At 38.5% G+C, this 22044-nt stretch carries 9 protein-coding genes; 5 read left to right on the top strand and 4 right to left on the bottom strand.

Annotated elements, in window-relative coordinates:
- Positions 1-60: 60 nt before the first annotated feature.
- From ilvD to ilvA, 5 genes are all read left to right on the top strand, one after another.
- Positions 61-1740, top strand: coding sequence for a dihydroxy-acid dehydratase (gene ilvD / locus MED134_RS04740; protein WP_021778503.1), 1680 nt, complete (start codon positions 61-63; stop codon positions 1738-1740).
- Between the two features lie 73 nt (positions 1741-1813).
- Positions 1814-3538: a biosynthetic-type acetolactate synthase large subunit gene (gene ilvB, locus MED134_RS04735; protein WP_021778504.1), complete on the top strand. Its 1725-nt coding sequence runs from the start codon at positions 1814-1816 to the stop codon at positions 3536-3538.
- Positions 3539-3584: 46 nt separating this feature from the next.
- On the top strand, positions 3585-4145 hold the full coding sequence (ilvN, locus tag MED134_RS04730) for an acetolactate synthase small subunit (protein WP_021778505.1): 561 nt from the start codon (positions 3585-3587) through the stop codon (positions 4143-4145).
- A 91-nt stretch (positions 4146-4236) separates the two neighbouring features.
- Entirely contained in the window at positions 4237-5733 is a 1497-nt protein-coding gene (gene ilvC / locus MED134_RS04725) for a ketol-acid reductoisomerase (RefSeq protein WP_021778506.1), read from the top strand.
- 29 nt (positions 5734-5762) lie between these two features.
- Positions 5763-7028 carry a threonine ammonia-lyase gene (gene ilvA / locus MED134_RS04720; RefSeq protein WP_021778507.1) on the top strand — a complete coding sequence of 422 codons (1266 nt, stop codon included), beginning with the start codon at positions 5763-5765 and terminating at the stop codon, positions 7026-7028.
- A gap of 85 nt (positions 7029-7113) precedes the next feature.
- Here the strand turns inward: ilvA and MED134_RS04715 are convergent, their stop codons facing one another.
- The 4 genes from MED134_RS04715 to MED134_RS04700 form a co-directional block, all read right to left on the bottom strand.
- Positions 7114-8547: a glycosyltransferase family 2 protein gene (locus MED134_RS04715; protein WP_021778508.1), complete on the bottom strand. Its 1434-nt coding sequence runs from the start codon at positions 8545-8547 to the stop codon at positions 7114-7116.
- A gap of 202 nt (positions 8548-8749) precedes the next feature.
- Positions 8750-15229, bottom strand: a complete 6480-nt coding sequence (locus tag MED134_RS04710; RefSeq protein WP_021778509.1) for a choice-of-anchor D domain-containing protein — start codon at positions 15227-15229, stop codon at positions 8750-8752.
- A gap of 326 nt (positions 15230-15555) precedes the next feature.
- Complete coding sequence (locus MED134_RS04705; protein WP_021778510.1) at positions 15556-15750, bottom strand: hypothetical protein; 195 nt, start codon at positions 15748-15750, stop codon at positions 15556-15558.
- A gap of 24 nt (positions 15751-15774) precedes the next feature.
- On the bottom strand, positions 15775-21828 hold the full coding sequence (locus MED134_RS04700; RefSeq protein WP_021778511.1) for a M14 family zinc carboxypeptidase: 6054 nt from the start codon (positions 21826-21828) through the stop codon (positions 15775-15777).
- Between the last annotated feature and the right edge of the window lie 216 nt (positions 21829-22044).

Here is a 22044-nt window from a genome sequence, read left to right as displayed (position 1 = left end):
TACTGAGTCTGTAGGTGCCGCAAGAGAGTAATAATTTTAACCAGTCAAAACCACAAACCATTGAAAGAACTTAATAAATATAGTAAAGCGGTAACTCAAGATCCTACGCAGCCAGCTGCTCAGGCAATGTTGCACGCTATAGGACTTACAGATGAAGATTTTAAAAAGCCACTTGTAGGTATTGCAAGTACAGGTTATGAGGGTAATCCTTGTAATATGCACTTAAATAACCTTGCACTAGATATTAAAAAAGGAGTACAAACTTCTGATCTGGTAGGTCTTATTTATAATACCATAGGTGTAAGTGACGGTATCTCAATGGGTACTCCTGGTATGCGGTACTCACTACCTAGTAGAGATATTATTGCAGACTCAATGGAGACTGTAGTACAAGCTATGTCTTATGATGCACTGGTTACAGTGGTAGGTTGTGATAAAAATATGCCGGGTGCTCTTATGGCACAGCTTAGGCTAGATAGACCATCTATACTCGTCTATGGGGGAACTATAGCACCAGGATTTCACGAAGATAAAAAGCTAGATGTAGTGTCTGCTTTTGAAGCTTGGGGAGAAAAAGTAGCTGGTAGTATTACAGAGCAAGAGTTTAAAACGGTGGTAAAAAAAGCCTGTCCAGGTGCTGGTGCGTGTGGTGGTATGTATACTGCAAACACGATGGCAAGCGCGATTGAGGCACTAGGGATGAGCTTACCCTATACAAGTTCTAACCCTGCAGTGTCACCTAATAAAACTGCGGAGTGTGCTAGAGTAGGAGCTGCTTTAAGAAACCTAATAGAAAAAGACATAAAACCCTCAGACATTGTTACTCGCAAGTCACTAGAGAATGCGGTGAGACTTGTAACCGTACTTGGAGGATCTACTAATGCTGTGCTGCACTTTCTCGCTATAGCAAAGGCTGCACAAGTATCATTTACACTAGAAGATTTTCAAAAAATAAGCGACACCACACCTTTTCTAGCAGATCTTAAACCATCAGGAAAATACCTTATGGAAGATTTACATAATGTAGGAGGAGTGCCGGGCGTATTAAAGTATATGCTAGAGCAAGGTATGTTGCACGGTGACTGTATGACCGTAACTGGTAAAACTATTGCAGAGAATCTAGCAGTTGTAGACCATCTTCAGGCACATCAAGATGTTATTCATTCGGTTGAGAATCCTATTAAAGAGACGGGACACATTCGTATTCTTTATGGAAATATTGCAAGTGAAGGATCTGTGGCAAAAATTACAGGTAAAGAGGGATTACATTTTCGCGGAAGCGCAAGAGTTTACAACGGTGAGTATGCTGCAAACGCGGGTATAGGTGCAGGAGAGGTGAAAAAGGGTGATGTAGTAGTTATACGCTACGAAGGGCCACAAGGAGGACCGGGTATGCCAGAAATGCTCAAACCTACAGCGGCTATTATGGGTGCTGGCTTAGGTAAGGATGTGGCACTTATTACAGATGGACGTTTTTCTGGAGGTACACACGGCTTTGTTGTGGGGCACATTACTCCAGAGGCTCAAGTAGGTGGTGGGATTGCGCTTATAGAAAATGGAGATACCATTGTGATTAACGCTGAGACTAACACAATTAATGTTGAGATAAGTGAGAGCGAACTAGAAGCACGTAAAAAGAACTGGGTAGCTCCAGAGCTTAAAGTAAAACGTGGCTCACTTTATAAATATGCTCGTATGGTCTCATCTGCGAGTGAGGGATGCGTGACAGACGAGTTCTAGCACAACACAAGCACAATAAACAGACGCCTAGCGAGCGTGATAGAATAGAAATAACATTTAAAGCGTACAACCTATGGACGTGAAGACACAAAATACATCAGACACTACAACTACCACAATGAGCGGTAGTGAGGCATTGATACACTGTCTTGTAGCAGAGGGAGCAGACCTTATTTATGGGTATCCTGGCGGAGCTATAATGCCATTTTATGATGAGCTACACAAGCATCAAGATAAAATCAAGCACGTGCTTACCAGACACGAGCAAGGAGCGACACACGCTGCACAGGGATTTGCCCGTGCGACGGGTAAAGTAGGAGTTGCCATTGCCACTTCTGGTCCTGGAGCGACTAACTTGATTACGGGTATTGCAGATGCTCAGATAGACAGTACACCTATGGTTTGTATCACAGGTCAAGTAGGGTCTCACTTATTGGGTAGCGATGCTTTTCAAGAGACAGATATCATAGGTATCTCTACACCAGTCACAAAGTGGAATCATCAAATAACCAGGGCAGAGGAGATACCAGAGGTACTTGCAAAGGCATTTTATATAGCGAGATCTGGAAGACCAGGACCCGTACTTATTGATATTACAAAAGATGCACAGTTTACAGAGTTTGATTTTGCTTACGCGAAATGTGAATACATACGCAGTTATACGCCCACTCCGGCAATTAATGAAACAGAAATAGCTCGCGCTGCTCAACTTATAAATGAGGCCAAAAAGCCAATGATAGTATGGGGGCAAGGCGTGATACTAGGTGAAGCCGAAAATGAGTTTAAAGCCTTTGTTGAGAAATCTGGTATACCAGCTGCTTGGACTATTTTAGGTGTCTCTGCAATTCCTACAGAGCATCCTCTTAACGTAGGTATGGTAGGTATGCACGGTAATTATGCACCGAATGTGTTGACAAATGATTGTGATGTTCTTATTGCTATTGGGATGCGTTTTGACGACCGTGTTACGGGTAATCTCGCGACCTATGCAAAGCAAGCTAAGGTCATACACTTTGAGATCGACCCGGCAGAGGTAAATAAAAATGTAAAGGCAGATATTGCAGTACTAGGTAACTCAAAAGAGACACTGGCAAAAATCTTACCTCATATAGAACAAAAGAGCCATAAGGCGTGGCACCAAAAATTTAAAGATCTCTATGCTATCGAGTATGAGAAGGTCATAAAGAATGACATTTTACCTACTAAGGAAGGCCTCACAATGGGTGAGGTTGTAAACCTTATCAATAAACAAACTAATGGTGAAGCTATTATTGTAACAGATGTAGGACAGCACCAGATGGTAGGTATACGCTATGCAGACTTTAAAAAGTCTAAGAGTAATATCACTTCTGGAGGGCTAGGTACAATGGGATTTGCATTACCAGCAGCCATAGGGGCAAAAATGGGAGCGCCAGAGCGAGAAGTCGTGGCCATTATAGGTGACGGTGGTTACCAGATGACTATACAAGAGCTAGGTGTCATCTTTCAGGCAGAGGTGCCGGTTAAGATAGTTGTGCTTAACAATGAATTTTTAGGAATGGTGCGCCAGTGGCAACAGCTATTTTTTGATAAGCGATACGCTAGCACCACTATGAAAAATCCTAACTTCTGTAAAATAGCAGAAGCTTATGATATAGATAACCAGAAGGTAAGTACTAGAGAAGAACTAGGGCCAGCTGTAGAGAAGATGATTGCCTCAAAAGACAGTTTCTTCTTAGAAGTAATGGTAGAGAAGGAAGATAACGTTTTCCCTATGATACCTACAGGAGCATCTGTATCAGATATAAGATTAGAATAATAACCAGTATATACAGCAGTACAAAGTATACATAAACAGGTTACCTATGAGTGAAGTAAAAACATTTACCGTAAACATATATACCGAAAATAATATTGGGTTATTAAACCGTATTTCGGCAATATTTCAGCGCCGTAAGATTAATATAGAAAGCCTTTCTGCCTCAGAAAGTGAGATAGATGATGTGTTTAAATTTATCATCGTAGTAAATGTCACAGAAGAGCAAATGGCAAAAATACAGGGACAGATAGAACGTCAAGTTGAGGTGATAAAGGCATTTTATCATACAGATGAGGAAACTGTCTTTACAGAAAGTGCGCTATTTAAAATTAAGTCAAATTTACTTTTTGACGAACCTCAAATTCAGAATATTATTAAAGAAAGTCAGGCGCGTATTGTGACTGTAAATAAAGACTTCTTTGTGCTTGAAAAAGCAGGAAGACGCTCAGAGATTGAGCTTGTACATAGAGAGCTTAAACCTTTTGGGATAATGCAATTTACACGCTCTGGTAGAATAGCAGTCACAAAAACAGAGATGCCTATTTCTACATTATTACAACGTATAGAAGAGAGCAATGAGGTCGCCTTTAGCAAAGACCAAGCTTAGATAACTTATATAAACGAACTAATCCAACAACCTAGGAGGGTAAGACCGCTTTCGCGAAAGCAAAAAAAGAATTCTCCGCAATGTAATTACAATGAAAAATTATTTTAACACATTACCACTAAGGGATCAATTATCACAACTGGGAAAATGCCGCTTTATGGATGCCAGTGAGTTTGAAGATGGTATTGCTGCCATTGCAGATAAGAAAATCGTGATTGTAGGGTGCGGTGCACAAGGACTTAACCAAGGTCTCAATATGAGAGATAGCGGATGTGATATTTCTTATGCATTAAGAGAAGGAGCAATTACAGAAAAGCGCCAGTCTTATAAAAATGCAACCTCAAATGGTTTTACGGTAGGAACTTATGAAGAATTAATCCCTAAGGCAGATCTAGTTTTAAACCTTACTCCAGACAAGCAGCACACGGCCGTAGTAAAAGCAGTTATGCCACTTATGAAGCAAGGAGCAACACTTGCCTACTCGCACGGTTTTAATATTGTAGAAGAAGGGATGCAGGTACGTGAGGACCTTACGGTAATTATGGTAGCGCCTAAGTGTCCAGGGTCTGAGGTACGTGAGGAATATAAAAGAGGTTTTGGAGTACCTACACTTATTGCAGTACACCCAGATAATGATCCAGAAGGAAAGGGGCTTGCTCAAGCTAAGGCATATGCAGCGGCTACAGGTGGTCACAGAGCAGGAGTACTAGAATCTTCTTTTGTGGCAGAGGTAAAGTCTGACCTTATGGGCGAGCAAACCATCTTATGTGGTGTGTTACAAACGGGATCGATACTCTGTTTTGATAAAATGGTAGAGAAGGGTGTAGACCCGGCATATGCAGGTAAACTCATTCAGTATGGCTGGGAGACTATTACAGAAGCACTCAAGCACGGTGGTATTACAAATATGATGGATCGTCTAGACAACCCGTCTAAGATTAAAGCATATAACCTCTCAGAAGAGCTTAAGGATATAATGAGACCGCTTTTTGAGAAGCATATGGATGATATTATCTCTGGTCACTTCTCAAAAACTATGATGGAAGACTGGGCTGCAGATGATAAAAATCTTCACACTTGGAGAGCTGCCACTGGAGAAACAAACTTTGAAAAACAAGAAATCACATCGCAAGAGATAAGTGAGCAAGAGTATTTTGACCACGGTGTGCTTATGGTAGCAATGGTAAAGGCTGGTGTAGAGCTAGCGTTTGAAACGATGACAGCAGCAGGTATTATAGAAGAAAGTGCTTATTATGAGTCACTACACGAGACACCACTTATTGCAAATACCATCGCAAGAAAGAAGCTTTTTGAGATGAATCGTATTATTTCTGACACGGCAGAGTATGGTTGTTATCTTTTTGATCACGCTTGTAAGCCGCTCCTTACAGACTTTATGAAAACGGTAGATACAGATATTATAGGCGCTGCTTATGCTCACGATAATGGAGTAGATAATCAAGAGCTTATTGCTGTAAATGATGCCATACGTAACCACCCTGTAGAAGAAATAGGAGCAACCCTACGTAAAGCAATGGTTGCAATGAAAAAGGTAAAAACCGAAGAGCAAGAAGCTGTTCTAAGCTAGTACTTATTGCCACCTCGCGGTGGACACTTATGGAAGAAACGCTCAAAACATACATACCCACACTCAAATCTGTAACAGATGCGGCAAACAGGGTGCGCAAAGTGGTCTCAAAGACACCGTTTATGCGCAGTTTTACATACTCAAAAAGGTATAAGGCAGAGGTATTTTTAAAGCGAGAGGACTTACAACAGGTACGTAGCTATAAAATACGTGGTGCGTTTAATAAAATAAGTACGCTTACAGATGAGCAGCAGCAAGCAGGTATTGTTTGTGCAAGCGCTGGTAACCACGCACAAGGTGTAGCCCTAAGTTGTGCAAAACTTCATATAAAGGGGACCATCTATATGCCTGCAACTACCCCAAAACAAAAGGTAGAGCAGGTACAAATGTTTGGTGACACTTGGGTTGAGGTTGTACTCACTGGTGACACCTTTGACGATGCTTATGCAAAAGCAAGTGAAGCTTGCATATCGCAAAACAAAACCTTTGTACACCCCTTTGATGATGAAAAAATTATAGAAGGACAGGCAACTGTAGGTCTTGAGATGGTAACTCAGTCAGAAAAGCCTCTGGATTATGTGTTTGTACCAGTAGGTGGCGGTGGCCTTATCGCGGGATTATCTAGTGTGTTTCATCATCTTTCTCCCAAAACAAAAATTATAGGTGTAGAGCCTGGAGGAGCACCTGCGATGATGAATTCTCTTTTACAAAAAGAGAATATCACCTTAACAGAGATAGACAAGTTTGTAGATGGTGCCGCTGTACAACGAGTAGGGGAGCGCAACTTTAGTATCGTCCAGCAGCTAGTAGATCAAGTTGTGAGCGTGCCAGAGGGTAAAATATGCCAGACTATACTAGATCTTTACAACAGAGATGCCATTGTAGTAGAACCTGCAGGAGCACTTACGCTCGCAGTTTTAGATCAATTTAAAGAGGAGATACGTGGTAAGAATATAGCCTGTGTAGTAAGTGGTAGTAATAATGACATTACCAGAACTCCAGAGATTAAAGAACGAGCACTCTTATATCAAGGGTTAAAGCATTACTTTATTATTAAATTCCCGCAGCGAGCGGGTGCTCTTAAAGAGTTTGTGGCAGATGTACTCGGTAATACAGATGATATCACTTATTTTGAATATTCAAAAAAGACCAGTAGGGAGCAAGGGCCAGCTATTGTGGGTATTGAGATAAAATCTCCAGAAGATCTGGAATCTCTAGTAGAGAGAATGCATAAGCGTAAGTTCTTTGGTGAATATCTTAATGATAAACCCGAGTTGTTTCAATTATTGGTTTGAGTTATGCTTTCGCGAAAGCGTAATTATCTATAAAAATAAAAAGCCCTCATTAATAATAATGAGGGCTTTTTTTAATACATCGTACTTATGCTGCTTGTGGTAAACTACGTGTTAACCAGCCGCTTTTACCTGCGGTGGCAATGGCATATGGAGTTATCCAGAATAAACCAAAGGTATAGACAAGACTGTAAGTATATGCCCAGAATGATTCAGATGGCGTGTACTTTCTTGCATAAAATAATGCGGGAAAGGTGGTGACAATTAAAATGCTTACAAGAGTTGACGTTAAAAATAAAATGGGATGTGTTGCTACAAATAGGAGCATAAATATAAGAAACGGGTAGCTCATTAAAATAGTTAAAAACTGATTTACAAATAACAATCTTGCGCCTACTTTAGACTCTTTTCTAAAGTTTGTAAACACATACTTTGCCATAGCTAGGTTTTCTCTTACGTTGCTACGTCCCCATCTTATGTACATTTTATAAAGACCTTTATACTTTTCTGGAACATTAGTATAGGCATATGCATTTTTTTGGAAAAGCACGTGCAGTCCTTGTTTTAAGATCATATTAGTAAGCGCTCTGTCTTCTCCTATATCTGAAGATTTGCCCATAAACTTTTGATCAATCCATTCATCTAGGCAAGCAAATACTGCATCTCTTCTGTATGCTGCCAGTGCTCCTGGTGTACATAATACTGCATTTACGTTACTCTCTGCGCTTCTCACAAACTCAAAACTAAGGGTGAAGCTCACATCTAGCATTTTTGGTAATAGAGCTCTTTCTTTATTGAGCACGCGTATGTTTCCTGCTACAGCTCCACACTTTTTATTACCTATAAAAGGGCTTACTAATAGTCTTAAGGTATTTGCATCTACTATAGAGTCACTATCTACTGTGATGAAGATGTCACCTTTGCCTTCATTAAAACCTCTGTATAAGGCGTGACGTTTCCCCATATTTTTAGGCTGCTGGCAGATAGAAACTCGATCACCTAGCTCTTTTTTTGCTTTTTGCATCCAGTACCAAGTGTCGTCTTGACTACCATCGTCTATAGAAAGTAGTTCTAGTTTGTGCATAGGGTAATCACTAGCTGCAAGACTTTTGAGGGTTGCATATACTTGTTTTCCTTCGTTGTATGCAGGGACAATAACTGTACAAGTAGGTAGCTCTTGATCACTTACTGATGCTACAGGTTTGTATTTAAAATAGTGATATAAAGTATAGATAAAGAAGCCACTTTTAAAAACGAGTAGGGTAGAAGCAAAGGTCATAAAGCCATAACCAATTATCGAGCTCTTACGCTCAAAGTCTAATTGTGAAAAATCATAACGAAGCATATATGCGATATATGCCGAAACGGCTAGAAGTAAAAAAGTTGCTAGAAGTACAAATACTCCCCAAGGGTTTTTTGAGTTTTTCTGTAAAGAGTTTTGTGGGTTATGTTCTTTATTATGGGATACAGTTTTGGGAATTTCTCTTGATGGATTGGTTGTTATATTCATATCTGGATTCATTCAAGTTTAACAATGGTTTGAATGGTTTTACGCCAGTTGAGAATCTTTGGACTACCGAATGAATGTTATTTAACATCTATATACTGTAATTAACTTTACCCTAAGATTTATGAGTGCTAGATGTTAAATAATGAAGACAGCATAAAAAAAATAAAGGCTTCCAGATGGAAGCCTTTATAATACCTTGCTTATATAAGCAATGCTAGTGAATAATTAATTTTTGAGTCTCCATAGTTTGTGGCTTTTCTATATTAAGAATATATGCCCCTGGAGCGACGTCTAGAACAGGGAGTTCTATATGTGTAGCTTCATTATCTGGAGTCCAATCTTTTATAAGTTGCCCTAGAATATTGAACAACTGCAGCGATTTTATTTCGTAATCTTGCGATTTGTCAATTATGATTGCTTGTGAATCTGTATTAAAATACACACTAATAGAGTCAGATTCAAAAGTGTCTTCTATTACGACTTCTTCTTCTACATCTGTATCTTGAGCTACTTCGTCATCTTCTGTAGTTTCCTCATCAGTTTGATCTTGCTCTTCTTCATCTGTAGTTTCTTCTTCCTCTTGGTCTTCACTTTCTGCTCTTTGGAAAACGATGTAAAATCTATCTTCATAAGTGCCAGCAGAGAGTGTTATGGTATACTTGTCTTGAAGATTTGTAATTTCTGTTGTAGTACCTAAAAGTTCATCAAGAACATAAACAGATACATTATCTGTATTAACATTTTCTAAGTCATCTAGTCCTATTGATATCTCACCATCTATAGGTAAAGTAACTCTTACCGGAAATTGACGATCGTTTTCTATAGCAGGTACTCCTAGTATGATAGCCATTTCATCTTCGAGCATCCAAGTCATATCCTCAGTAGGATTTGATGTGATAACACCATCATAAGCTCTGTCATAGTCAAAAGTTGTGTTTTCATCAATTGTCATAAGCAATTGTCTATGGAATTGACTAGGTGAATCAAATCCTATTCTAAACTTTTCTCTAAGATCTTCTTCTTGTACTACGGCATCCTCAATGTTACTATCATCTGTATCTTCTTCTTGATCAGAATTAAAGAAGAATGTAGAAGAAGTACTCTCTTTTGCAAACGCTCTCTGTGTGTTGTTAAAAGTAGTAGTGCCGGTTGATACAGCCTCAACAAAGAACCCTTGGCCAACTGCTATAAAACGAGTTGGTGTTTTAGTTCCAGATCCAGTTTGACTCACAGCTGGATGGCTTACTGCTGGTGTACCACCACTTAAGGTATATAAAGCATACCCTGCTTGATAATCTGACAGGTAGTGACTTCCGCCTCCCCAGTGCTCCCAGAAAAGTAAGGTTCCAGTAAGATGAGGGTTATCGTTTATAAATGTATTTGCATCTATAGCCGATGGGAATGGATTACCAACAAGATATTGATTACCTGCATTAATTGTTTTGTTTATAGGCTGTGCTGTTGTTCCATTATTAGGTTTTCCTATAAATGTATAGTTCTGTGGGTCTGGTACTGCTCCAGTTCCTGGTCCCTTCATCGTGAATCCATCACCCGCAACTAAGTTCCCGGCGTTACCTATATGCTCCCAAGCACTGTAGGTATTTGCAAGATTGTTTCGGTATGTAAATAACCAAAAGTCACTTATTGTTACAGGAGAGGTTGGTGCTCCATTATATCCAGTTGCAAAAGTCATTGCTGCTGGGCTATTAGGGTCTGTACCATCATTCATTATAGTAGAAATAGAATGACCTTGATTTATAGTGCTTGTATTTACAAGACCAACAGGCGAAGACCAGACGTTATATGAGTAGGTGTCTGATGTTCCTTGTTGATCTCTTTCTAGCCTACCAGAACTAGCTAAGTCAAGGTCACTATTTTCTGTTTGGATAAGTTGAGACTCGCCAACTAAATCCATTAAACCATCTAGTTTTAAATAGTGAGAGACTTCAATTTTACTATCGTTCTCAATACTTAATTCATTTGCTATAACATCTAGGCCTAAGACTGTGTTATTTTCATTAGTAGTTACATTATGTGAAGTTTGAACAATGTTCCAGTCTATAGTCTCATTAGAATCTACTATGGAAACAGCGCCAGGTATCTGTTGTGTACTACCATTCTCCCAAGTGTTGCTATTAGTCCAGTCCCCATTAGTTTCAGAAACATATGGTAGAGGAGCTGTTTGAAAATCTACAGTTTCTAGATTTTTTATAGCAGCCACGTGGTTGTTGTCAGACTCATCTTTAACATTTGTAAACGTGTACCTATTCATAGGTAGGTATAATTCTAGGTTACTCCAAGGAATAGTAGCTACTTCATTTTTAGAAATATTTTGAGGTATAATTTTCCCTACTACAGAGGCATCTGTAAACCTTTCAATTTCTTGGTTCATAATGAACTGTAATTGCTGTTGCGTAAGGTCATCATTCCATATCCTTACTTCGTCTATGGTTCCATCAAAAAAGTTTGAAGGACTTGCGTGGTCTGTAGCCGCTATAAGGAGATGTTGATTTGAAGCAACAGGTGATGGTAAATTACGACCTGTATCTTCAACTCCATCTATATAAAATGTAACTCTAGTACCATTGTAGATTACTGCTATATGGTGCCATTCATCTTGAGGGAGTGCTGTAGAAGCATTATGCACGCGAGTTGTGCCACCTGTATCTTCCCACAATATACGTGGTATGAAAGCTCCATCTAAACCTAGAGAATAACCTTCTGTTAAAGAAGTATTACTTTTTGAAATAATCTCTCTGTTACCGGAGTTGGGTCCTCTTTTTACCCAAGCGGATATAGTAAAAGGTCCTGACAGATCTGCAACATCTTCTGCATCCATATAATTTTGTACTCCATCAAAGGTGATAGAACGTTCATAGTAGTATTCTGGAGCATAACCGAAGGTTATATATTTAGTACCATCAAAATCGTAAGTCGTCTCAAGATTATCTCCATTGATAGCTAAAATTCTATATTCAGATGTTGGGCTAAATGAAGGTGTGTCAGATACAAACATTAAATAGTTCCCTGGAGGAGTTAATGTTGCTGAAAGGCTAACCTCAGGAATAGAAATTTTCACATCTCCTACAGAGCCTGTTTCTACAACTTTCCACGTTTTTCTCACAGAGGTAAAATCTACCAAGGTAGATAGTCCAGCAATCCCATTACTAAGATCAACAGAAATTGGAGATGCAGCTGCGAGGGAGCGATTATCGTTACCCCACATAAGAAAGTTTTTATCTGCTATTCCTGTTGGATTTGCGGCAACATTATCTGAGTTTGTAGCATATAAATCTTCTATGCCTATAGATAAAATAGTGTCAGAATTACTACTTATTGATTGATTTTGAGTTAATCCAGATGCATCATCTCTACCTATACCAGCTATATCAAAATTAAAGCCAGTGTGCAGTGCAGTATTCCATATAATGTTTCCATCTGTATCTATGTAGTTTTCGTCACCCTCCCTAGAAATTGTGGTACTAGTGTAATTATGTAATGTAACTCCATTTTTTATTGCTAAGTATGATTGTATTCTTTTTTGATCATATGTAGAGTTAGGAGTAGAAAAACTAATAACTTCTGTTATTTTTCCATTCATCCAAGTAGAGATATCATTTCTGTTTAAACCAGCTCTACTAACTCCAAGAGCAAAAGGTGAATTAGTTAATTCAGCATAGGGAAGATCTTCAAGACTGCTTGAAGATCTAGCAGTAACATTATCTACTTTAATACCATTTTTATAAATTTCAGTAACATCGCCTGCATTATTTGCTTTCACATTAATGATAATTACTTCATTTGTATAAGAATCTGTAGGACTGGAATAAGCCCTTCCATAAGATTCCCTTGTACTTGCGGTAACTGTTCCTGGTGTTGTACCTATCATATGCGAAAGCATATTGTCAGTGCCATTAAATCTTAGGGAAATTTTACCCGTCCAAAAGCCACTTCCATCTTCAGAGAACTGAGTATCCCCGGCACGACCTGCTAAAATGCCCTCATAAACCCCAGTGGTAGTTCCATTAATAGTACCTTCTTGCTGCATTACGACCCAATAATCAGTACTATAAAGACCTCCCTTTCCTTTGAGTTGGGTCTTATCTGCTTCTGAAAATTTTAATACTGGATTGTAATTTATATTTTCATCTGTAGAGTTGAAAAAGATAGGTGCATTTTCATTACTTATCTTGGCATCATTATCTGCCGCTTGGTCTTCCCAAGTTGTAGCCTGGGTGCCATTAGTAGAAGTAATTCCTTCATCAGATTTCAGCCATAATTTTAAATTTGATGCTACATCACCGGGACCTAGGGCTGGATCTGTAGGTAATGTTAAGGGGTTTCCAGTAACGATTACATTATCAAAGTTTGCACCATCATCTACAGTTGTATCACCATCAGATGCAAAACGCACTCTAAATCGTACCTGAGGGTTATTGTACAAGGTTGAAGGTAGATTAATAAATGATCTAGAAAATCTAGATTTAGAGGTTACCGTACTCGTACTATTATTACCGGCCCATCCATCTACATTGTTTCCTAAACCATCTGCGTCTGTCTCATTATACCAAAGGTTTTCAGTAGCCTCACCAGTTGTACCTAAAATTGTCCAAGATGTTCCTCCATTAGTAGAATATTCTACATTCATCGCATCATCTACATCATTGTTTAGGTCATAGCGTACATCTAGTTGTAACTTTAAATCTGTGTATCCCGAACAATCTATGACAGGGCTAATGGCATAGGTGTCACTATTTCTCTGGTAATTATTATAATTATCTGTATACCAGAAATTCCCTTCACCTGCAGGTTCATCGGCATTCTGGCCGTAAGTCCAGACTGTTCTATTACCGGGGTTTGTAACTGTCCAGCCTCCATCTGAGGCGTCAAAATTTTCATTATAAATAGTATATTGTTGTATAAGTGGGTTGACAGAATTACCCCTTATGTTAAAATTATAAGTTGCTTCAGTTGTATCATCACTTGTGACAGTTACTACAGCATTGTGAGTACCCAGAACTAGTGGTTTATATCTTATTTGAAAAATGGTACTTTCGCCAGCTACTACGGTGTTACTAGTTGGAAAAGTTTCAAGTATAAACTGTCCAGCGTCTGCACCAGTAATTGTTACATACGGACTTCCTCCTGTTAATGTTAAGGGACCCGTTCCAGAGTTTGTAATGGTAAAATCGTTTACATTGGAGTTACCTAACTCAATAGTATTAAAATCTGTGTCATCATTAATAGAGGGGGTTGGATCACCATCAACTATCGTTACACCTTGTCCTGTAATATCTATTTCTGGCAATAAGGCTACAGCTGCAAGACCTTCTATATCAAAGGTGTAACTACCCTCATTAGAATCATTGTTATTAATAGTAACGGTAGCCGTATGTGTTCCTACTAAAAGTGGATCATACGTTATACTAAAAGTGGTAGAGCCCCCACTGGATGGGATAGTTCCACTTGGAGTTGTGGTAAGTGTAAAGTAAGGAGATCCTGTTATTGTTACATATGGAGATCCATCTGTAAGTAGTAAATCGGCTGTTCCTGTGTTTGCTATAAGAAATGTTCTTGTAACTGTATCTGTGAGTAATATATTTCCAAAATCTGTCCCATCATATATGCTTGGTGTTGTGTCACCATCATTTATATTATTCCCTAGGCCAGAGATGCCTATTTCTGGTTGTGCTCCTACACCATTTGCAATTATGTCAAAGTTATATACACTCTCATTTGCATCATTATTAAGAATGGTTATTGTTGCTGTATGCGTTGCAACGGCAGGGGGAGTATATAGTATGGCAAAGGTTGTTGAAGAAAAACCAGCAATGGTTTGATCTGGAACAACAGATACACTAAAGTATGCAGCATCAGGCCCCGTAATAGCGACATAAGGTGCTGTATCAGTGAGTGATAAAGGTTGTGAGCCCAGGTTTTGGATAGTAAAAAAACTCGCACTGTTAAGACCTACAACAACATCACCAAAATCTGTACCGTCATCAGTATTTGGTGTGATATCACCATCTAGAATATTAAAACTATTTCCCGTTATGTTAATTTCTGGTACAGGAAGCAAATCTGCAGTAATCCTAAAATTATCAACAGCCATATCACTACGGAAATTGAAACCCCTTGTTGAATTAAATCTTAACTGAATGTTTTGGCCATCATAAGCACTTAAATCAATAAAAGCATTGTTCCAAACATCACCCTTATTTCCTATTTCATCAAACAGTGTAGTCCAAGTGGCCCCATTATCATCACTAATTTCTAATCTCAGTCTTCCCATTAGATCACCATACATATGATAGTCAAACGTAAGTGCAGCATTCTGATAGTTTCCAAAATCAAAACAAGGGCTTGTCATAATAGCCGTATCATTGAAGACTTGCGGATTTGAGGATTCGGTATACATATAAAAGAAGCCCTCACTAGCAACAGATGGCCCTGTGTTTCCAGATGGGGTTCCATTTGAGTCTCTTGTCCAGTCAAAATTATCATCTGTATTCTGTGTCCAGTCAGATGCAGCTGCTTCCCAACTTTCAAAATAGGGAAAGGCATCTATCACAGGTCCAGTACAAGCAAAAGAGGCTGGTTTTGTTTCTTCAGAAGCAAATGAAGACATTATTGATACTAAGGATAGTACAATAAATAAAAGCGTATTAACGCTTGTGAGGGTATTTTTTTTCATCTTACAATATTGTCTTTTAAAGGGGCCTTAGGATCTTTAAAAATAGTTGGGATCGCTAAATTACTAATTTTCATCATTAAAACAGTTAAAAAGTGTTAAAATTGCGTAATTCAACTATAATTTGTGTATTTCATCGATGTTTTTTGAGAAATTACCACTTAATTTATACTTGTTTATTTTAGATAAGGTGCATTTTATCATCGATGAAATACATATGTATTCCAATAAATTTTACAATTAGAGTGTTTACGCTTTCGCGAAAGCGCAAAAAAAAAAGGAGAAGTTATACTAAGATAACCTCTCCTTTTTTATAATAATAAATAACATTAATCTTTAAATCTTTTCCGTAAACCTAGGAATGCTCCAGCTACAATACCTACGGTTACAAAACCGTCTATAGGTGCAACAGGTGCTTGATCATTTACATCATTTGCAAATGTTATCTGAGCAGAAGCACTTGTTGATATACAAACGATAAACAAGGTGCTTAACATATATTTTTTGAATATTGAATTTTTCATTATTGTAAGTTTAAGTTGGTGTTTTTATTGAATTACAATTCTGTGCGATATAGCTACATCTTGACTTGTAATGGATAAGATATAAACACCCGCTTTTAGGTTATGTAAATTAGTTAAGGTAGCGGTAGCGCCAGTAAATGAAACTGGTTGTGCAATGACTTGCTGCCCTAAGAGATTTGTAATGGTAACATCTACAGTTAATCCTGCAAGTTTTGTGGCTGTAAGAGACAATGTTCCATCTGTTACTGGGTTAGGGTACATTGCAAAATCTATGGCATCATTACCTTCTGTAGATAGCGCTTGAGCTTGATAAACTATTTTAAATCGAGTAGCGTCTATACTTGCATCTATAGTTTCATCTACAGAAAAAGTTATCGTGTTAAGACCATTATCTAGCATTGTAAGCTCCCCTGTGTAGGTATCCTCTAGATAAGGTGTAACTTCATTAAAACCGTTTACTGTAATATCTAATGTATAATTAGATACTCTGTATAAGGCATTATAGAGTTGTACTTCATCATTTTCTGTAGGCATAGCAAGTTTATCTACACTAAGTAGGGTACCTTCCTTTAAGATTCCCATATTTTCATCGATGTTATAAAGCTTTGATACATCTTCATTAGTTAACTCATTACTGTAATTGTTATCATAAAGAATTACAAAATTGTCTTGTAAACCTGCATCGGTACCGTACCTGTCAGTTCTATAAAGTTTTGCGATAAGCTGTGACGAGCTAGCAAACGTCGTTGCATTATTGTTGAAAACAGTTACATCGTTACCAACAGCTTTGTCTGTCTCATTAAACACAATAGAGGTAGAGTTATCGCCTACAGTATTTTCAGTAGCTGTAAAGAATGACTGTCCTGGCTGTATGTAATGGTAGCTTTTTGAAGTAGCACCATTGCTAGAGCCAGTTCCATCTAGTAATACGGTTACATACTGTCCTCTAGCACCAAGGGTTGCGTCCCATACCCATACTTCACTTGCCTTTATGTTATTAGATCCAGCAAGTACATCGTTTACGTTTACAGATGCCTGATATGGATTACCAATAAAGTTAAAAGCTCCTGCATTATGGTTTAGGTCTGCTCCAGTGGTTTGGATAGTTGCAGTTGCCAGCGTTCCAGTGCTTCTAAGTGTCGTGTTAGAAGGTGTAGCAGCATTAGTTGTTAGGTCTATACTTCTATCACCTCGTACCATAAGTCGTAATGGAGTTCCCGCTGTAAGTGTCGTTACATCCGTATTTGTAATAGCCTCCCAAACTTGTGCTCCATTATTAAGAGCAAAGAGTGAAGGGTTACCAGAACCTGTAGCGTCAAAACCATTTTCTCCAGTGGTAGAGCCTGTAATGTGGGTACCATAACCTGGATTAGGATCTACATTATCTGCTGGGTAGTTAATACCTGTGTTGTTACTACCTTCTTGCCAGTTTGTATTAATACTTGATGAAGAAGTAACAGGGCTTGATAGTAATCTAAAGGCTCTTCTTGCTGGTATATAACGTTCTGTTGTCACGTTACCTACAATGCTTCCTCCAGTAATAACATCTACCATAGCCGTACCATTTACATCACTGCCTAGCGTAAGTAGGTTACTTGTGTTAAGTTGACCATTTGTAAGTGTTAGTAACGTTGTAAGTTTTAAGGGTGCAGAAAGTATAGCGCCTGCTGGATTATTTAGCGTAAGTGAACCTAGTTCAAACTCATTACCAAAAATACTTTGAGCGCCTGTACCATTTAGTTCTACAGTTGCATCGCTAGCTGTAAGCGCACCGGTATTTGTGATATTACCCGTTGTAGATAAGGTAGTAGTGCCTAGATCAAGTGTTGCACCTGGGCTTACAGTTACATTATTTATAAAAGTATTTGCCGTTAGGACTGTGGTTCCAGATAGGACTTGAATGTTATGATCTATAGTAGATAAGCCACTGGGGTCAAAAGGAGACCAAGTACCTGCATCATAAATAAAATCATTACTCACACTAATTATAATATTATCTACAGCAATATCACTAGCAAATGAGTCTCCTGTTTCTCCTATGATACGCACTTTAATAATCTCTCCTACGTAAGCGTTTAGGCTCACATCTACTGTTGTAAACGGATCTGCATTTGCAGTTTGTTCTTGAGCTCCTGTTCTAGTTAATACTGTATTCCAATTTGCTCCTCCATCTGCACTAATGTCTATTTTTAAATTTCCTATATCTGCACCAAATCTGTGATAATCAAATGTTAAAGTCGCACTCGCTGGAGTAAGCAAGTTTATACAAGGAGATTCTAATGTTGCGGTCTTGTTATTATCACCACCAGATGCTTCTGTGTAGATATATACACTACCATCAGATGCTTGATCCGGTCCTGTAGTATCTGCAGGGTTTCCTCCAGTGTTTGATGGGGTAAGTCCAGATATGCGCGTCCAGTCTATATCTATTGCAGCATTACTTTCATTTATTTGTGTCCAGTCTCCAAATCCTGTTTCAAAACTTTCGGTATACGGTGTAGCCTCTGTAGGTGTAACTTCTGTCCCAGGGCAAATAGAGCTTGTAGTAAAGTTTACTGTATCACTGTACGGAGAATTCCCACCCGCACAGTTTGTTCTTACCTGCACATCGTAGGTAGTGACACCGGTTAAGCCTGTTAGGTCTATAGAGTTTGTTGTGACATCACTTGCTGTCCAGGTAGTTGTTCCGCTTTCGCGAAAGCGTACTCTATATGAACCACTTTCTGCTTGAAACCAGCTTATTGTTGCTGTAGTCTCAAAAATATTACTTGCGATTATATCTATAGGAGCCTCGTCATTAACCACTGTTACTGTAGCTGTACAAGTATCTGTATTTCCTTTAAAATCAGTAACCGTTAGTGTGACTGTGTTAGTGCCAATATTTGAACAATCAAAAGTATCTATGTCTAAGGAATAAGTCTCAATTCCAATATTATCTGTAGAACCATTCTCAATTTGATTTGCTTGAAGCACCGCTATTCCATCATACCCTAAACCGATAGTAACATCCTGGCAAACAGCAGTGGGGCTAGTAGTGTCATTAGGGTCAATTCTCAAATTATCTATAGCAATATCACTAAGGGCACCATTTCCAGTGATAATTCTAAATCGTAATTGAAATACTTGGTTTGTGTATGCATTAAGGTTAACAGACCCGTTTTTCCAATCTGTACCATTTGCACTTTGTGCACCATTTCTTGAGAACACAGTTGTCCAGTTATTACTAGTACTTGGTTTTGCTTCGACTATAAGAGATCCTGTGTTTGAACCTCGCATATGATAGTCAAAATCAAATGTACCAGTAAGGCCGCCATTCCAATCTATACAAGGGCTTGTTATAATAACCTCTGCATTAGCTCCTACACCTATCGTATTATCAGTAGCCTCAGCAAAGTAATAGTAAGTGCCTTGCGAGGCGACAGATGGTCCTGTATTATCAGAAGGAGTGTTTCCAGAACCTCTTGAGAGGTTACCGTCATCTCCTACGTTTTGAGTCCACGCACCGAGACCTACTTCAAAGTCTTCGTGATTAACAGGTGAGGTACCTGCAATACAAGATCTATCATTATCTATGCTAAGTATTTTAAATTCGTCAAAAGAAAATCCAGCAAATGATGTTGTATAACCATCATCATTGTTTGAAGAGTCACTATCAAACACAAAACGTAATTGTAAATCTTGAGCTCCAGATAAAAATGTATTTGCAGCTGGGCTTATTTCAATTTCTTCAAAAACCCACTTTTCACCTTTAAATCCTTCAAAAACCGGTTCTAATCCTGGTTGGTTTTCTCTATCTGCAGTTGATTTTGTAGTTCCTCCAGAGCCGCTTGCAGGACTATACCTATTTGAACCAAGCGTGGTTCCTGGTTTTGTGTACTTGCCGCTTAGAGCCATCCATTGCCCTGTATTACCATCTCGACCTTGCAATTGTACGTAGTCAAAACTACGCTCTAAATCCCATTTAGCAAAAAACTGAATAAGAGTAGTTTTAGAAAGGTCTGATATATCGAAACTTTGATTAAGAGCTAGATTTACATTCTTATTATTTGCATAAGGAGGCGTCGCGTCAAAGGTTATTCCCCTTGAGTTTTCAAAACCACTTGTAGATGTAGTTACCCACTCTCCTGTTGTTCCAGAGCTTGTCCAGTTATTTAAGCTTGTCGGATTTAAATCTTCTGCAAAGAGAGTTGTGGTTTGATATGTTTTTTGAATCGTTGCTTGATAAATGATATGAGTATCATTACTCAAAGTAACCTCATACTCAATGGTGTCTCCACTTGCTATACTATTGTCTAAAGTGTAAGTCACGGTAACATCAGATTGTTCTTGTTTATTGATGTTCAGAGTAGGTACTGTGCCTATTGAAGTAATATTACTTGATACTGGTGTAACTGTTAAGGTTACAGGGCTGGCTGTCATTCCTAAATACTCGATTCCAAATTTAAGGTCTCCCGTAGTGCTTGTAATATTAGAAGGCGTTTCATCGTGTAGTTGAGCTAGTTTACCCGCATATAAAGCATTTACTAAGTTCATACGTGTTGCTCTAGCTGCAATAGACACAATTTGTGAAGGTAATGGCCAGAAGCCTGTTCCATATTGTGAATCTGCCTCAGCACCAGTAGGATCACCGTTTTCTGGAGCTAGTGCTAGTATGCCCTTACCAGATCCTACAGAGTTACTGTTAAGTGGGTCTGGTGCTCCACCCAGCATCCAGTCGCTCATATCTCCATTTGCAACTGTAAGAATATTTGGCGCTTCACCATATATGTACCTATTAAAGTGTGTTAGGTCGTGGCAAAATTTTACATAATCGTCTTCACGCCCAGAAGATGGAGACCCTGGGTATGCATTGTAAGCGTGTGGTAATAGGTTTGAGGTCGCGTGATGATTTAATGCTGTCTTGGTCTCGTGATTTGCTGTAAAGGCTCTAACTATTTGAGTTTCTGGTTCAGAAAAAGGCGTTGCTCCTCGGTATACATTTGAAGAAGGCGTGCCACTAGAACCCGCACCATTACCAGTATAAGTAGTATTTGACCCCCAGAAGTACTCATAGTTTCTATTAAGGTCTACACCTCTTGAAGAGTTATTACCTGTATTTGCAGAAGGATTGAGATTCTTACGTTGTAGACCACCACCATTAGGGTTAGTTTGCTCATTCCATAAGAGACCATCAGGATTTGCTACTGGTACAAAATACATCTCGTGATTATCTACGAGGTTTTTAATATCTGCATCAGATTCATAGTTTTCTAGTACATACCACATATAGTATATGATATTCATCATACTACTTACCTCACGAGAGTGAGTCATACCACTATAAAAAGATTCTGGCTCATTAGGTTCGTCTGTATTAGGATTATCAGAAATACGGACATAGTAAATAGTTTGGGGTTCCCAAGTATCGTATTGCCCACCATTAGTAAACTGGTTACCGTGAGTTTTTATAGGTGTTCCTGAGCCATCTTCGGCAAGTGACGCATCTTTACGTACAGATATGAGGTGTGGGTATAGTTGTCTCATTCTGTCAAGTTCGGCAAGCATCTCATTATAAGTAAGACATCCATTCATAGAGCCTAACTCAAAATTTTGGGGCGTTTGCCAGTTTACTTCAGATTCTCCTTCGTACTGTATAATATTTGAGATAGAAGTTTCTACCGTGCTTACAGAACGCGATACATCTTGAGACGCACCTTTTGCCTTTAAAAGTTCAAGCTCCTGCTTAGCCTTAGGGAGATCTACTTCATTAAGTTCTTGATAGTAGGCTCTTGTATCTTCTATAATGGTTGTAAATGGAACGCCTTGACTTTCTATTTCGGCAACCTCACTATTAGAAAGTTCTAAAATAAGATCGGTTCCCATAAAACTAGCGCCACATTTTAAATCAATACCAGTGGTTGCTATAGTTTGTAATTGAGTTTGGGAGGGGTTTATAATTTTAATGCGCTTACCATTATGCTCAAGAGCACTATGATTATGACTTTGTGAAGGTGAATGAACTTCTTGTGCTTTACTATAAGTAGTTGTAATTATGAGTAAAGAAAAAAGGGTTAAAACCTTGAGGTAGGTTTGTTTCATAATTTAAGTAGGTTTAGTTTTTAATTTGGGTTGTTTAAAATCTTGGGAATTTTAGACGCGTAAAACTAGTTAAATATCTTAACGATACATTAAGATAAATGTTAAAATTGTGTATTTGGCGGATGCTTTGGTGTATTTCGTCGATTAGACGAGTGTTTGGATGTATGATTTTTTTTGTTTGTAGTATAATATCAAAAAATTGTAACTATTTGATAA

Source organism: Dokdonia sp. MED134, assembly GCF_000152925.2.
Taxonomy (GTDB): Bacteria; Bacteroidota; Bacteroidia; order Flavobacteriales; family Flavobacteriaceae; genus Dokdonia.
Note: the sequence above shows the minus strand (reverse complement) of the source record. Positions and strands in the feature narration are given on the sequence as shown.

Coding starts and splice junctions, on each gene's coding strand:
- ilvB (WP_021778504.1), top strand. CDS start 1,814: ATGGACGTGAAGACACAAAATACATCAGACACTACAACTACCACAATG.
- ilvN (WP_021778505.1), top strand. CDS start 3,585: ATGAGTGAAGTAAAAACATTTACCGTAAACATATATACCGAAAATAAT.
- ilvC (WP_021778506.1), top strand. CDS start 4,237: ATGAAAAATTATTTTAACACATTACCACTAAGGGATCAATTATCACAA.
- ilvA (WP_021778507.1), top strand. CDS start 5,763: ATGGAAGAAACGCTCAAAACATACATACCCACACTCAAATCTGTAACA.
- MED134_RS04715 (WP_021778508.1), bottom strand. CDS start 8,547: ATGAATCCAGATATGAATATAACAACCAATCCATCAAGAGAAATTCCC.
- MED134_RS04710 (WP_021778509.1), bottom strand. CDS start 15,229: ATGAAAAAAAATACCCTCACAAGCGTTAATACGCTTTTATTTATTGTA.
- MED134_RS04705 (WP_021778510.1), bottom strand. CDS start 15,750: ATGAAAAATTCAATATTCAAAAAATATATGTTAAGCACCTTGTTTATC.
- MED134_RS04700 (WP_021778511.1), bottom strand. CDS start 21,828: ATGAAACAAACCTACCTCAAGGTTTTAACCCTTTTTTCTTTACTCATA.